General features: G+C 59.7%; 14 protein-coding genes. 2 read left to right on the top strand and 12 right to left on the bottom strand.

Annotated features, from left to right (window positions below):
* Positions 1 to 33 precede the first annotated feature (33 nt).
* The 3 genes from ACQ4MS_RS03615 to ACQ4MS_RS03625 are packed head-to-tail and all read right to left on the bottom strand — an operon-like array spanning position 34 to position 2,898.
* The gene (locus ACQ4MS_RS03615) at positions 34 to 588 is read right to left on the bottom strand and encodes a sugar transferase (protein WP_431097789.1); all 555 of its coding nucleotides are present in this window, start codon (positions 586 to 588) and stop codon (positions 34 to 36) included.
* On the bottom strand, positions 585 to 1,400 hold the full coding sequence (locus ACQ4MS_RS03620) for an aldolase/citrate lyase family protein (protein ID WP_431097790.1): 816 nt from the start codon (positions 1,398 to 1,400) through the stop codon (positions 585 to 587). Before ACQ4MS_RS03620 ends, ACQ4MS_RS03615 begins: the two co-directional genes overlap by 4 nt.
* A gap of 22 nt (positions 1,401 to 1,422) precedes the next feature.
* On the bottom strand, positions 1,423 to 2,898 hold the full coding sequence (locus tag ACQ4MS_RS03625) for a lipid II flippase MurJ (protein WP_431097791.1): 1,476 nt from the start codon (positions 2,896 to 2,898) through the stop codon (positions 1,423 to 1,425).
* A 153-nt stretch (positions 2,899 to 3,051) separates the two neighbouring features.
* Here ACQ4MS_RS03625 and lysS point away from each other — a divergent pair, with 153 nt between their 5' ends.
* Both lysS and ACQ4MS_RS03635 read left to right on the top strand, forming a co-directional pair.
* A complete protein-coding gene (lysS, locus tag ACQ4MS_RS03630; RefSeq protein WP_431097793.1) occupies positions 3,052 to 4,572 on the top strand; it encodes a lysine--tRNA ligase in 1,521 nt (506 codons plus the stop codon).
* Between the two features lie 159 nt (positions 4,573 to 4,731).
* Positions 4,732 to 5,247, top strand: a complete 516-nt coding sequence (locus ACQ4MS_RS03635) for a YgjP-like metallopeptidase domain-containing protein (RefSeq protein ID WP_431097794.1) — start codon at positions 4,732 to 4,734, stop codon at positions 5,245 to 5,247.
* A gap of 136 nt (positions 5,248 to 5,383) precedes the next feature.
* Here the strand turns inward: ACQ4MS_RS03635 and nagZ are convergent, their stop codons facing one another.
* From nagZ to lepA, 9 genes are all read right to left on the bottom strand, one after another.
* Positions 5,384 to 6,442 carry a beta-N-acetylhexosaminidase gene (nagZ, locus tag ACQ4MS_RS03640; RefSeq protein ID WP_431097795.1) on the bottom strand — a complete coding sequence of 353 codons (1,059 nt, stop codon included), beginning with the start codon at positions 6,440 to 6,442 and terminating at the stop codon, positions 5,384 to 5,386.
* Between the two features lie 61 nt (positions 6,443 to 6,503).
* The gene (gene acpS, locus ACQ4MS_RS03645) at positions 6,504 to 6,902 is read right to left on the bottom strand and encodes a holo-ACP synthase (RefSeq protein ID WP_431097797.1); all 399 of its coding nucleotides are present in this window, start codon (positions 6,900 to 6,902) and stop codon (positions 6,504 to 6,506) included.
* A 145-nt stretch (positions 6,903 to 7,047) separates the two neighbouring features.
* A complete protein-coding gene (locus ACQ4MS_RS03650) occupies positions 7,048 to 7,863 on the bottom strand; it encodes a pyridoxine 5'-phosphate synthase (RefSeq protein ID WP_431097799.1) in 816 nt (271 codons plus the stop codon).
* A gap of 11 nt (positions 7,864 to 7,874) precedes the next feature.
* Entirely contained in the window at positions 7,875 to 8,624 is a 750-nt protein-coding gene (gene recO / locus ACQ4MS_RS03655; RefSeq protein WP_431097800.1) for a DNA repair protein RecO, read from the bottom strand.
* A gap of 150 nt (positions 8,625 to 8,774) precedes the next feature.
* Positions 8,775 to 9,728, bottom strand: a complete 954-nt coding sequence (gene era / locus ACQ4MS_RS03660) for a GTPase Era (protein ID WP_431099529.1) — start codon at positions 9,726 to 9,728, stop codon at positions 8,775 to 8,777.
* Between the two features lie 173 nt (positions 9,729 to 9,901).
* Positions 9,902 to 10,603 (bottom strand): ribonuclease III, encoded by a 702-nt coding sequence (rnc, locus tag ACQ4MS_RS03665; protein WP_431097801.1) that lies wholly within the window; start codon positions 10,601 to 10,603, stop codon positions 9,902 to 9,904.
* Positions 10,604 to 10,945, bottom strand: a complete 342-nt coding sequence (locus ACQ4MS_RS03670) for a DUF4845 domain-containing protein (protein WP_431099530.1) — start codon at positions 10,943 to 10,945, stop codon at positions 10,604 to 10,606.
* 67 nt (positions 10,946 to 11,012) lie between these two features.
* Positions 11,013 to 11,996 (bottom strand): signal peptidase I, encoded by a 984-nt coding sequence (gene lepB / locus ACQ4MS_RS03675; protein ID WP_431097802.1) that lies wholly within the window; start codon positions 11,994 to 11,996, stop codon positions 11,013 to 11,015.
* The gene (gene lepA / locus ACQ4MS_RS03680; protein WP_431097804.1) at positions 11,996 to 13,807 is read right to left on the bottom strand and encodes a translation elongation factor 4; all 1,812 of its coding nucleotides are present in this window, start codon (positions 13,805 to 13,807) and stop codon (positions 11,996 to 11,998) included. The genes lepB and lepA overlap by 1 nt, the downstream gene beginning before the upstream one ends.
* Positions 13,808 to 14,169: the final 362 nt, after the last annotated feature.

Raw genomic sequence — 14,169 nt, forward strand, 5'->3', positions numbered from 1 at the left:
GGCCCTGCTGAAGCGGACAGCCGCCATGTCCTCTCAATTGGCATGTTTACCGCCGAGCTGGCGTACCGTTCCCCAGAGAATCCGGATATCGAGCCAGCATGAATTTTCCTGGACATATTGCAGGTCAAGGGCGCGCTGTTGCTCAAACGAGATGTCCGAACGCCCGCTGATCTGCGCCAGCCCGGTAATTCCGGGCAACACGCTGCAGCGGCTTTCCCATTCGGCGGCTGTATACAGGGAGCGTTCGGCAGGCACATGCGGCCTCGGCCCGACCAGGCTCATGTCGCCACGCAGCACATTGACCAATTGAGGGAGCTCGTCAATGCTGGTGCGCCGGATCAAGCGACCCGCCCGTGTAATGCGCGGATCATTATTCGCGGTGAAGTGCGGCCCAAGTCCTGGTGCATTCCTGACCATGCTGCGGAATTTGTACATTTCAAATTCCCGGCCATTTTTTCCGATCCGGGTCTGCCTGAAAAACACCGGCCAGCCACTATCGAGCTTGATTGCCAAAGCCGCCAAAAGCAGCAAAGGCGACAGCAGCAGCAGCGCCGTTAACGACAGCGCCACGTCCATCAGGCGTTTCATGCGGATTGGTCCGCTTGTGCGAGTTGGTTGATCAACGCGGCCACACGGACACGGTCGGCTTCGATTTGTGCGGCGTTGCGCAACGCAAGCGTGGACTCGGCCTCGCGAAGCGCCTCCACCGCCCCCTCGAACGGCTGTTCACCGTCGGGTCGATTGAAAGTCCGCGAAAGGATCACTGCCCGCGAACCCAGGCGCAGATGCTCACCCAGAACATCGCGGCCAGGAAGCAAGCCCTCGTCTGCGCGGGCTATACCACCAAAGCCGATCGGTAAACCTCGCCGCCTTGCCGCCGCAGCTACGCGGTCAACATGGCCCTGAGCCAACGGCTCAAACATGAAACGGCAGCCCATCGCCAGGTGCAGGTCATTCAGGCCGACAAAGATCTCTCCAAGCCCCGGCGTGTCCAGCCATTGCTCGAGTGATTCGAGCGCACCCACGGTTTCGAGCAGGGGCACAATCGGCACACGGCCATCAACGATCTCGCAAAAACTCCGCAATTCCTGCACCGTCGAAAACATCGGAAGCATCAGCAGGTCGGCCCCCTGCGCAAGCACAGCATCGACCTCCGCACGGGATGCTGCGGGTTGATCCGGCTGGTAGGGATTGACGCGAACCATGAGACGCGAGTTCCGTAAGACCGTCTTGACACGGCCCACATCGTCAATTTGATGCATACTGATGAAAGTGTTACGCCCGGCCTGGCGCTCGGCCTTGCCATTGCGTTCAAGGTCCACAAACAGCCGCATGCCCGGCATCTGGTCACAGCGCTTCGCCAGCTCTGGCTGGTTGGTAATGGTCAGTAAGTCAATCATGGGGCGACAAAGGAATAAGCCATTATTGCCCGCCAGCTTGCGGCACAGCCAACGGCTGCCGGACCACAAAACTGCGCAACAGGGGGCTGGCGAGCAGCGCGCTGCCCAACACCACAACCGCGAAAAGGCCGGCTACCAGCGCGCTGGGAAGCAAACCCCAGTGGCCAAACCAGCGACTGGCCCCTACCAGAAGCAGGCAAGCGCCCAATGGGGCAAGCATGGCACGCCATGGCAACGCCCGGTGAATCTGCTCGCGCTCAGTAAACAACATGGCGAGGGTGATGCCAGCCAATATGGCATTGAGAGCACCCATCACAGGCGCGCCTCCGACAAGCCCGGCCCAAGCAGCACCGGCGAGCATGGCCAAACCAGCTGCATAAGCCCAGACTGCACGGTGCATATGATCCGACGCAGCCATAGCCGTCAGTAATACCGCGATCAGAGCCTGTGGCAGCAACGACCAGATGCCGATGGCCCCCCAGCGCGCAATAACTTCGAGATGCTCAGAATCCATGCGACCCCATCCGAACAACAGTTGCGCAAGCGGCAACGAAAAGCTGCCTACCACGGCGATCGCCGCGCAAGCCAGGGCCCATGCCAGGAGAAAAGCGATTTGCAGGGCCCTGTCGCGCTCTGCGGAGCCAGTTTCGGTACGGGTAATTGCTGGAAAAGCCAGGCTGGCCACGAGTTGTATTGCGAGCACCAGCGGTAGCTCCACCAGCTTCCAGGCGTAATTGAAGTCGGCAAGTGCCCCCTCCCCAGCGCGGGACGCGAGGCTACGCCCAAGTAGAGGCAATAGCAACAACAGGCCCGATGACAGGCCGGCCCAGATCCATATGCCGGCCACAGGCAGGACTCGACCCGTCGCAACGGGGCCCGACGCAGCTTTGGGAAGCCGCCAGGCCAACCAGGCCAGACGCGCAACCATAGCCGCCATAAGGAAGCAACCCAGGATAAAGACGGCTCGGTTTGCGCTGTTTTGCGGCACCAGGAATAGCGCCAAAACCAGCAACAGGTTAACCACGAGATTGGCGCTATACATGCCGATGAAATCCCGTTCATGCTGAAGCCGTGTGACCCAAAGCGCGGCCAGCATGGCCAGCGGCAGAACGGCAGCGCTCCAGCCGAGAGAGTCACGGCCTAGCAGGGCCATGTCGTCCCGCAGGCCCGGTGCAAGCGCATGGGACAACACATCCCGCAGCAACCAGATCAACACCGCCAGGCCCAGGCCAATACCGATCAGCGCCTGTGCGACCTTTTTCTGGCTGGCGTCCTGCTGTGCAGGCGTTTGCCGAGCCCACTCCGGCAACAACACATATGCCAGTGCGCCGCTAAACAATATACCCACCAGCAAGTCCGGCAAGGTGAACATCACAATCACAGCGTCGCCAAGCCCGGTAGCTCCGAATGCGGCAGCCTGGGCCGATTCCCGCAGCAGACCGAGCAGGCGGCTGACCAGGAGCAAACCCAGGGAAAAAACGCCGGCGCGCAGGTACATAAGCGGGATTATCAAGGCTTAAATAGGGGCCGCCGGCCCTGAACAGGGAAACCGCCCACTTAAAAAACTAAAATCAACGGTTTGGCGCTTTCTTCGCAACAGCTACAGAGCGGCCTGCTGGCAGCGCCCCGATCGTTTTCATACCTTCTGACCATGTCCGATAACAACACCCTGCCCCCTGCCCAAGACGAAAACAAGCTGATCGCGGAACGCCGCGAAAAGCTCAAAACCATCCGCAGCCAGGGGATTGCCTTCCCGAACGACTTCAAGCCGTCCGACCATGCGGGCAAACTGCACACCGCGCACGGCGGCAAGGATGGGGACGCACTGGCCGCCGAAGCGGTTTCAGCCAGGATCTCGGGCCGCATGATGCTCAAGCGTGTCATGGGCAAGGCGAGTTTTGCCACCCTGCAGGACAGCACCGGCCGCATCCAGATTTTCCTCACACGTGACGAAATCGGTGAAGAGACCTATGCCGCCTTCAAGCACTGGGACCTGGGCGACATCATCGCGGCAGAAGGCAAGGTATTCAAGACCAAAACCGGCGAGTTATCCATCCACGCCACCAGCGTACGCCTGCTGACCAAGAGCCTGCGCCCTTTACCCGGCGATTTTTACGGCATGGCCGACCAGGAGCAAAAATACCGCCAGCGTTATGTCGACCTGATCACCGACGAGCAGGCACGCAAGCGCTTCACCGCCCGTAGCAAAGCCGTCAGTTCGATTCGCGATTTCATGGTCAGCCACGACTTCCTCGAGGTCGAAACGCCGATGCTGCATCCGATCCCCGGCGGCGCCAATGCCAAGCCTTTCAAGACGCACCATAACGCGCTGGACCAGGAGATGTTTCTGCGGATCGCGCCGGAGCTCTACCTCAAGCGCCTGATCGTCGGCGGTTTTGACCGTGTCTTCGAGATCAACCGCAGCTACCGCAACGAGGGTATCTCGGTGCGGCACAACCCCGAATTCACCATGATGGAGTTCTATGCAGCCTACTGGGACTACAACGACCTGATGGACTTCACCGAGGCGTTGATTCGCGACGCGGCTCAAAAGGCTGTGGGCACACTGCAGCTGAGCTATGGCGGCAAGGAAGAAAAAGTCGACCTCGCCAAACCGTTTGCCCGTCTGACGATCCGTGAAGCCATCCTCAAGCACACTGAAGCCGGCAACAACGTCGATGATGCCGTGTGGCTGACCAATGCGCTGCGCAAGCTGGGCATGAACGAGGAAAAAGACCGTCTCTCGGCGCGTTCGCTGGCCAGCCTGCAGGTGCTGTACTTTGAGGAACTGGTCGAAGAAAAGCTCTGGCAACCGACTTTCATCATGGAACACCCGACAGAAATCTCCCCGCTGGCTCGCGCCAATGACAACAGGCCGGAAGTAACGGAACGCTTTGAGCTCTACATTACAGGCCGCGAGTTCGGCAACGGCTTCAGCGAGCTGAACGATGCTGAAGAGCAGGCTGCCCGCTTCAACGCACAGGTGGCTGCCAAGGACAGCGGTGACGATGAAGCCATGTTTTATGACCATGATTTCATCCGCGCGCTGGAGTACGGCATGCCCCCGACGGGCGGCTGCGGCGTCGGTATAGACCGGCTGATGATGCTACTGACCGACAGTCCCAGCATTCGTGACGTGATTCTGTTCCCGGCATTGCGCCGCGAGGCCTGAGCCCCCACGGTCGCGCACTTCGTATCGCTCCCTGCCCCCCGAGGGGGCCGCCCGCCTGCAGTCCGGCAAAGCCGGTCCCGCGGCTCATGCTGGGTTGAAGAGTTCTGTAGGCACAACCAGCGGGGGCCGCGGGATTGGCTTTACCGGGCCTGTTGATCTATGACGCCACTCAAATATCTTCTTGGCTACCCCGACAGCCTGCAGGCCCAGGTGCAGCAATTGCTGGCTAAGGGCCGTCTGGGCGAGGTGCTGCTTGCCAAATACCCTCTCGCCCATGGTGTGCGGACGGACAAGGCTCTGTACGACTATGTAATGGGGCTTAAAAGCGAATTCCTGCGCAGTTCGGAGCCGCTCTCCAAAGTCGCGTTTGACAGCAAGCTGCATGTGATTGCCCATGCGCTGGGCACGCACACCACCATTTCCCGGGTCCAGGGCAGCAAACTCAAGGCCAAGCGTGAGATCCGCGTGGCCACGCTATTCAGGGAAGTACCGGTAGAGTTCTTGAGGATGATCACGGTGCACGAGCTCGCCCACATCAAGGAAAAAGCGCATGACAAGGCTTTCTACCAGCTCTGCACCCATATGGAGCCGCGGTACCACCAGTATGAATTTGACCTGCGGGTGTACCTGACGCATATGGATGCGGCGGGCAGGCTGGAGTGGCCATCGGCCTGAAGATTACGACTCAGCCAGATGACTTGCATGGACCGTCCATCGTGGGAAATTTATGATAAATAAGCCTTAGCCCCAATAAATACGGGCGCAATCTGCTATCTATTTAGTAGCAGGCCGGAAAAACCCGAAGGCGTTTTCAGGGAATCAGTCCCATCGCATGCATGTAGGCCGGATGCAGCATCAATTCGTCCCATTCATGAGCCGGTGTGGCGGGCAGCAAATCCAGGCGGCGCAGTTCGCTGGACTCCAGTGCTTCCCACTGGCCTTTGAGCAACGCCTCAGCCATGCCGTCCAGCAGTTCGTCTACCGGTTTTCCCTCCCCCAGCGACTGATTGCACAGCAGGACCATGTCGCAGCCGGCGTTAAGCGCTGTGACCGCAGCCGCGGTGTAGCTGACTTCCTTGCCGTCAATGAGGCGGGCGCCGGCCATGCTCAGGTCGTCGCTGAAAATCGCACCGCCAAAACCCAGCTGGCCGCGCAGGATGTAAGTCAGCCATTTTTCAGAGAAGCCCGCCGGCCTGGCGTCCACCTTGGGGTAGATCACATGTGCCGGCATCACGCTGGTCAGCGTGGTGTTCAACCACTCATAAGGCGCGGCATCGTCGGTCAGAATCGCCTTCAGGCTGCGCCTGTCGACCGGAATGTCGGTGTGGGAGTCGGCCTTGACAAAGCCGTGACCAGGAAAGTGCTTGCCGCAGTTGGCCACGCCGGCTTGCAGCAGCCCGTGCATCAGGCTTTTGGCCAGCAGCGTGACCACGCGCGGATCGCGGCCAAAAGCCCGGTCGCCGATGACACCGCTTTCACCCCAGTCCAGGTCCAGCACTGGTGTGAAGCTGAAATCAATGCCGCAGGCGCGGAGCTCGGCGCCCAGTACATAGCCGCAGGCGGTGGCGGCGTTGGTGGCGGCAAGCTGGTCTTTCATCCACAACGTGCCGAGTGCGCGCATCGGCGGCAGATGGGTAAAACCATCCGTCCTGAAGCGCTGCACGCGGCCACCTTCGTGGTCCACGCAAATCAGCAAATCCTGGCGGAGGCTTTTGATTTCAGCACAGAGCGCGCTCAGTTGCCGGCGGTCCTGCCAGTTGCGGCCAAACAGGATGATGCCGCCGGTCAAGGGATGTTTCAGGCGGCGCCGGTCGGCCTTGGTCAGTGTGAGGCCGGCGATGTCGATGATAAGAGGGGCGTGCTGGGTCATGGCTAAAGATCGGGAATTATTACTATTAAATTGATAGCGGGTGGCGCGCGAATGATGGGCGCTAGAGGCTGTTTTTCTCTACAACTACGAAGCTGGCGGCGTAATCGGCTTCGTCGGTAACGGAAACATGGGCGGTGAGCTGGCGCTCCTCAAACCAGGCCTTGAGTATGCCGTGCAGCACGATCTCGGGCTTGCCGCTGGATGCCTTGGCGATTTCGCAGCTGCGCCAGGTCATGGGCATGCGCATGCCGGTGCCGATGGCCTTGCTGAAGGCCTCTTTGGCCGAAAACCGGGTGGCAAGGTAGGCGACGCCGCGGTCGGGCCAGCGGGCGCTGCGGTGCTTCCACGTAGCGAGCTCCCCGTCGCTCAGGATCCTGCGGGCAAACCGTTCACCATGCCGCTCCAGGCTGGCCCGGATGCGGCGGACATCACAAATGTCGGTGCCTATCCCGTAGATCATGGCGACCCCAGGATCGCCCACTTCGAGCCTGCGGCGCCTCCTGACCCCTTGCACTGGGTAAAGGGCTTCCCACCTGCGGCCCGGCAAAGCCAGTTCCGCGGCTTATTCTGGTTTTTCAGGGCTGGCTTGAGGCAGCGAAGGCAAGTCATGCGGGAGCAAATGCCCGGTTGATGCAGTGCAGGTAGCTGCGGGTGGTCGCGGCGTAACCCAGTTCCAGCGCGTCAGCCACGAAGGCATGGCCTATCGAGACCTCCAGCACACCGGGGACTTCGCGCACAAACTCCGTCAGGTTATCGCGGTTCAGGTCGTGGCCGGCGTTGATACCCAGGCCGGCTGCCGCGGCGGCCTGGCCCGCCCGGGTAAAGCGGGCCAGGACTTCGGCCTTTTCAGGGGTGGCCCAGGCGCGCGCGTAGGTCTCGGTGTAAAACTCGACCCGGTCGGCACCCACCGCTTTGGCGGCTGCCATGGCTTCGGGAACCGGGTCCATAAAAAGGCTGACCCGCACACGGCGGTCGTGCACCTCTTCTATCAGGGGCAGCAGGCGTTCCGCGTCTTCGGGGAAATTCCAGCCATGGTCGCTGGTGAATTGGTCTTCGCTATCGGGCACAAAGGTGCACTGGTGCAGTGGCAAGCCCCGGGCGGCCAGGTCGTGCACAAAGCCCATCAGGTTCTGGAACGGGTTTCCCTCGATGTTGAATTCGCGGTCGGGCCAGTCTTTCATGAGCGCCGCGAGCTCAAAGACGTCATCGGGTCGGATATGCCGCTCGTCGGGCCGCGGATGCACGGTGATGCCCTGGGCGCCGGCCTCCAGGCACAGTTCAGCGGCGCGCCGCACGCTGGGGATATCCAGGTGACGGGTATTGCGCAGCAAGGCGACCTTGTTGACGTTGACGGACAAGGCGGTTTTCTGAAACGCCGCAGGGGACGCAGCCGTCACATGGGCAGGAGGAAGAGTTTTCATGGCAGTGGTCTCTAGAAGGCTTGCAGGTCCATCATCATTTGCCGGGTTTTCAGGACCTTCACGCCGCAATGGTAGTGCAGCAGCCCGCGCAACTGGGTTTTAAGCTCATTGAAGCCGGGGATACAGGCGCGCACCGTGTCAGAGAACAGCGCCTCGTCACCCAGGGCCTGCTGCAGCGCCTGCCACTGCGAACCGGGCAAGCTCACGCGGTCATCATCATGCGCCTGGCGTAGCCCCGCTTCAGGCACCAGTACATAGCGGCTGTCGGGCAACAGGGGAGACAGGGTGGCCGTTTCGGCATCCAGCAGGGGCAGCAGACCGATATCGCGCAATAGGCGCAGCTCGAACGCGCGCAATGCCAACTGCAGGGTTTCGGCACTTTGCGCGGCGAGAAGCTGTACAGTAGCTGCATAGGCGTCAAACAAGACGGGATGCGGGTCGTCACGTGCCATTAGCCGCATGAGCAGTTCATTGAGGTAATAACCCGACAGCAAAGCGTCGCCTGTAGGCATGACATGGCCGCCCTGCCATTCGGCGCTCTTCAGGGTGCGGATTTCAGCATCGCCGCCGAAGGCAATGTGCAAAGGCTGCAGCGGCAACAAAATTGGCCGGAAACTGGAACTGGGTTTTTTGGCCCCCCGCGCCACCAGCGCCACTCGCCCATATTTACGGGTAAACACCTCCAGAATCAGGCTGGATTCACTCCAGTCGTAGCGATGGAGGACGTAGGCTGGTTCGTCGCCGATGCGTCTAGCGGCCATGATCAGGCCATTAGGCGGAGGTCACAGGAAGCTATCCACCAGCAGGGGCCGCGGAACCGGCTTTGCCGGGCCGCAGGCGCAGCGGCCACCTCGGGGGGCAGGGAACACACGAAGTGAGTGACCGTGGGGGCCACGTCTAGCGTGGGGGCCCTACTCATACCCGAAGGTCTTGACGCGTGCCTCGTCATCCGCCCAGCCCGAGCGGACCTTGACCCAGATTTCCAGGAACACCTTGCCGCCGGTGAGAGTCTCGAGCTCGTGCCGGGCTTCGGTGCCGATGCGTTTGAGCTTTTCGCCCTTCTCGCCAATGATCATCCCCTTGTGGCCGTCGCGCTCCACCACGATGGTCGCGGCAATTTTTCGCAAATTCCCCTCTTCCTCGTACTTGTCAATGATGACCGTCGAGGTGTAGGGAAGCTCGTCCCCAGTCAGCCGGAACAGCTTTTCGCGAATGATCTCGGCCGCCATGAAGCGGTCGCTGCGGTCGGTCAATTCCTCGGCGCCATACATCCAGGGCTGGATAGGCAAATATTTCTCACAGATGCCAAACAGGCGTTCAATGTCCTTGGCGTTGTTGGCCGACATGGGCACGAACTCGGCGAAATTGTGCCGCTCCTGCATCTCCTTGAGCCACGGCGCGATCTCGGCGCGGCGGTGAATCAAATCGAATTTATTGGCCAGCAAAATTGCCGGCGTCTTTTCGGGCAGCAGGGCCAGTACCTTGGCGTCGGCCTGGTTGAACTGTCCGGCCTCGACCACAAAAATAATGAGGTCGACATCGTTCACAGCGCCGACCACAGTGCGGTTCAGCGAGCGGTTCAGCGCGTTACCGTGCCGGGTCTGGAAGCCCGGCGTGTCCACGAAAACATACTGCGTCGCCTTGACCGTGCGCATGCCGGTGATGCGATGACGCGTGGTCTGGGCCTTGCGAGAGGTGATGCTGATCTTTTGTCCGACCAAGGCGTTGAGCAGGGTCGACTTTCCCACGTTGGGCTTGCCCACGATGGCGATCAGGCCGCAGCGCTGCTCGCCGGCAGGGGGGGCGGGAGCAGTATCGGGGGCAGGCATGGCCGCGCCGCGTAAGGACAGCGCCTGCGCCAGCATGGCTTCCAGCGCATCCGGCGGCTGGACGGCTTCCGGGGCTTTGGCTTGTCGCTTTTTCGGCGCGGCTGCAGGGGCAGCTGCCGCAGCAGTCCCCGGTTTCTTCGGTTCTTTTTTACCTGTACTCATAATATTGGTGTGTTGGCCTGCAGCCTTCGGGCGCCACCGGCGCGGAGTCAGGAATCCAGTGTCTTGACAAACATGAGCATGGCCGCCGCTGCAGCCTGTTCGCCGGCACGGCGGGAGCCGCCGATGCCACGCTCGGCACGGCCATACTCGGTGATCTCGCATTCCACGTCGAAAGTCTGCTTGTGGGCCGCACCCATGGTACCCACTACACGGTAAATGGGCAGGTTCATTTTGCGCCCCTGCAACCACTCCTGCAATTCGGTTTTCGGGTCTTTGCCGATAGCCTGCATCTGAGGATTGATTTCTACGTCCTTGAACAGGCGGCGCACCAACCGGTCGGCAGTCTCAAAACCAGCGTCCAGATAGACCGCACCGATCACGGCTTCCAGCGCATCGGCAAGGATGGAGGGCCGTTTCTGTCCGCCGGACTTTGCCTCGCCTTCGCCCAGCCGCACCAATTCAGGCAAGCCAAGCACGACGGCAAGCTTGTGCAGGGTATCCTGCTTGACCAGGTTAGCCCGCACGCGTGAAAGGTCGCCCTCTGGCAAAGAGCTCAATTGCTCATAGAGCAGCCCCGCAACGGCCAGATTCAGGACAGAATCGCCCAGGAACTCGATGCGCTCATTATGGTCAGCCGAAAAACTGCGGTGCGTCAGCGCCTGCTGGAGCAGCTTCGGGTCGGAGAAATCATGCTGCAGGCGCTTTTGCAGTGCCAGCAGGCCAGGACTTGAGGTGGCACTGGCTCGCACTTACTTGGATCGGCCGTTGTACTTGAGCAGCAGATAAGCCGGTCCAGCCATGTGAATTTCCTTGTTATAGGCGAAAGCCACCACGGTTTTATCACCTTCTTTGGTCACCACCAGGTCCTTGCCCGTAATCGATTTGATGTCGTCAATCTGGGCGGCCTTGTCGAATATTGACCTTACTTCTGCAACAGTGTTGCCATCCCGAGCCTTGTTGGCGGCTTTATTGATCGCCTGAAATTCCACCAGCGTCGGAAAAACCTGGGCGGCCAGAATACCGCCACAGACAAGAACACCGCCCACAAACAGGACGCCAATAAAGGAAATACCGCGTTGATGATGCTTCATTTTTTCTCCTGCTCGACTGGGAAGTTTTATCGCGTTGCCAATTGGCACACCAAGTGCGCCATATTGGCTACTCGAAAGAACCGATGCGTTTAAGGTTGCCGAAATTCATCCAGACAAAAAAAGCTTTGCCCACAATGTTTTTTTCCGGGACAAAACCCCAGTAGCGGGAATCCAGCGAATTATCGCGGTTGTCACCCATCATGAAGTACTGCCCCTCTGGCACCTTGCAGACGACGCCCTCGCTACTGTAACGGCAATTCTGCTTGAATGGAAAGTCCATGACCTCCCGCTCATCGAGACCGGCGCGCCGTGATTCATCGTTGAGCAGGCGGTATTTTCTGACCCCGTTGACCTCTTCGAACTGCTTGGCATAGCGCAAAACATCTTCGTCAAAAAAGTCGGGCAAAGGCGTCTTGACCAGAGGCTTGCCGTTGATGGTCAGCTTCTTGTTCAGGTAAGCCACCTCATCCCCTGGCACGCCCACCACGCGCTTGATGTAATCCAGGCTCGGTTTTGGTGGATAGCGAAACACCATGACATCGCCGCGTTGCGGGCTGTTGTTATCCAGCACCTTGATATTGAGCACCGGCAGGCGAACTCCGTAATGGAATTTGTTGACGAGAATCAGGTCATTGACGAGCAGGGTCGGAATCATCGAGCCCGAGGGAATTTTGAAGGGCTCAAACAAGAAAGAGCGCAGCAGGAAAACCACCACGATCACCGGGAAAAGGCCGGCAGTCCAGTCCAGCCACCAAGGTTGCATGATGAGCCGGGTTCTGGCTTCATCAACATTCATGTCGACTTGGCTGATGCCCTTGCCGGCCAGCTCGGTTTGCCGCCGGGCGGCACTTTCTTCAAGCGCTGCGGCCTCACGGTATCGCTGCGGCAAAAAGTAGAAGCGCTCAGCCAGCCAGTAAATGCCAGTGACCACCGACGCCAGGAACAACAGCAGGGAGAAATTACCCTCGACGGCGCCGAAATACCAGGCTGCGCCGTAGCCCACAAAAGCTGCCAGCACCACGGCCGTAATCGTGCTCATTACGCCGCGCATCAGTCTTCCACCTGCAAAATGGCCAGGAAGGCTTCCTGGGGTACTTCAACGGAACCGATTTGTTTCATGCGTTTTTTACCCGCTTTTTGTTTTTCAAGGAGCTTGCGCTTGCGTGAAATATCGCCGCCGTAGCACTTGGCGATCACATTTTTGCGCAGCGCCTTGATTGTCTCACGCGCAATAATGTTGGCCCCAATGGCCGCCTGGATCGCGACGTCGAATTGCTGGCGCGAAATGATCTCGCGCATTTTGGCTACCACCGCCCGCCCGCGGTAGGCCGACTGGCTGCGATGGACGATGATGGACAGCGCGTCCACCTTCTCGCCGTTGAGCAGGATGTCGACCTTCACCACGTCGGAAGCCCGGAACTCCTTGAATTCGTAGTCCATGGACGCGTAGCCGCGCGAGACGGATTTGAGTTTGTCGAAGAAGTCCAGCACGATCTCGCCCAGCGGCATCTCGTAGGTCAGCATGACCTGCTTGCCGTGGTAGGCCATGTTCAGCTGGACGCCGCGCTTCTGGTTGGCCAGCGTCATGACGGCGCCCACGTAGTCCTGCGGCATATATAAGTGCACGGTGACGATGGGCTCCCGGATCTCGTTGACTTTCCCGGCGTCCGGAATTTTGGACGGGTTCTCGACCATGATGGTGTCGCCATCGGACTTGAGCACCTCATAGACCACGCTGGGCGCGGTCGTGATCAGGTCCTGGTCGAACTCCCGCTCCAGCCGCTCCTGGACGATCTCCATGTGCAACAGGCCCAGGAAGCCGCAGCGAAAGCCGAAACCCAAGGCTTCACTGACTTCCGGCTCGTAGTGCAGCGAGGCGTCGTTGAGCTTGAGTTTTTCCAGCGCGTCGCGCAGGGACTCGTACTCGCTGGCTTCGGAGGGATAGAGGCCGGCAAAAACGGCGGGCTGGATTTCCTTGAAACCGGGCAGCGCCTGGGTGGCGGTGAAGGCCGCGCCGCCGGTGCCGGGTTTGACCAAGGTGACGGTGTCGCCCACACGGGCGGCCTGCAGCTCCTTGATGCCTGCAATCACGAAACCCACTTCGCCGGGCTCGAGCGACTGGCGGGGTTCGGTATGCGGGGTGAAGACACCCAGTTGCTCGGCGTTGTACATCGCCTCACTGGCCATCAGCTTGATGCGGTCACCCTTGGCGAGCCGGCCGTCCACCACGCGCACCAGCATGACCACGCCCACGTAGGCGTCGTACCAGCTGTCGATAATCATGGCGCGCAGCGGGCCGTCGGGGTTGCCCTTGGGTGAAGGAATCCGGGCGACGATGGCCTCCAGGATTTCATCGATGCCCATGCCGGTCTTGGCGCTACAAGGGATCGCGTCGGTCGCGTCGATGCCGATCACTTCCTCGATTTCCTGCTTCGCGTTCTCGGGGTCGGCCTGCGGGAGGTCCATCTTGTTGAGCACCGGCACGACTTCCACGCCGAGGTCCAGCGCGGTGTAGCAGTTGGCAACGGTCTGCGCTTCCACGCCCTGGCTGGCGTCCACCACCAGCAGCGCGCCCTCGCATGCAGACAGCGAGCGGCTCACTTCATAAGAGAAGTCGACGTGGCCCGGCGTGTCGATCAGATTGAGGTTGTAGACCTCGCCATTGAGTGCCTTGTATTTGAGCGCAGCGGTCTGCGCCTTGATGGTTATCCCACGCTCTTTTTCAATATCCATCGAGTCCAGAACCTGCGCGCTCATCTCTCTGTCCTGCAAACCGCCGCAGCGCTGGATGAGACGATCAGCCAACGTGGATTTGCCGTGATCAATGTGGGCAATGATCGAAAAATTTCTGATGTGATTCATCAACGAGAACGCCTAAGTACTTGAAAGTATTGCGAAGAGATTGAACGTAATTCGCGAGGGCCATAAAAAAGGGCGCGTCGAGTAGCGACGCGCCCTGAACCAACAATCTATGGCAACTGCGATAGTTGGAACTTCATTGTAGGCAAAAAGCCGGAACCGAACAGTCCCGAAATCGCCATATTTTTGTCGTTGCAGGCTAGCAACATGAATCTTATGCACAACTTATTCACAATTTTCTACCGGTTGTCTCTGGACAACTTGTGGGTGATCTGTGGAGCGTTCGGTATTACTCAAAATAAAGAGAGAAACCGACTCTTCGGCCATTTTGATATATCGAAACAGCACAGGGGAGAGCTCATATT

The sequence above is a fragment of the Polaromonas aquatica genome, assembly GCF_050626995.1.
GTDB classification, from domain to species: Bacteria; Pseudomonadota; Gammaproteobacteria; order Burkholderiales; family Burkholderiaceae_C; genus Polaromonas; species Polaromonas aquatica_A.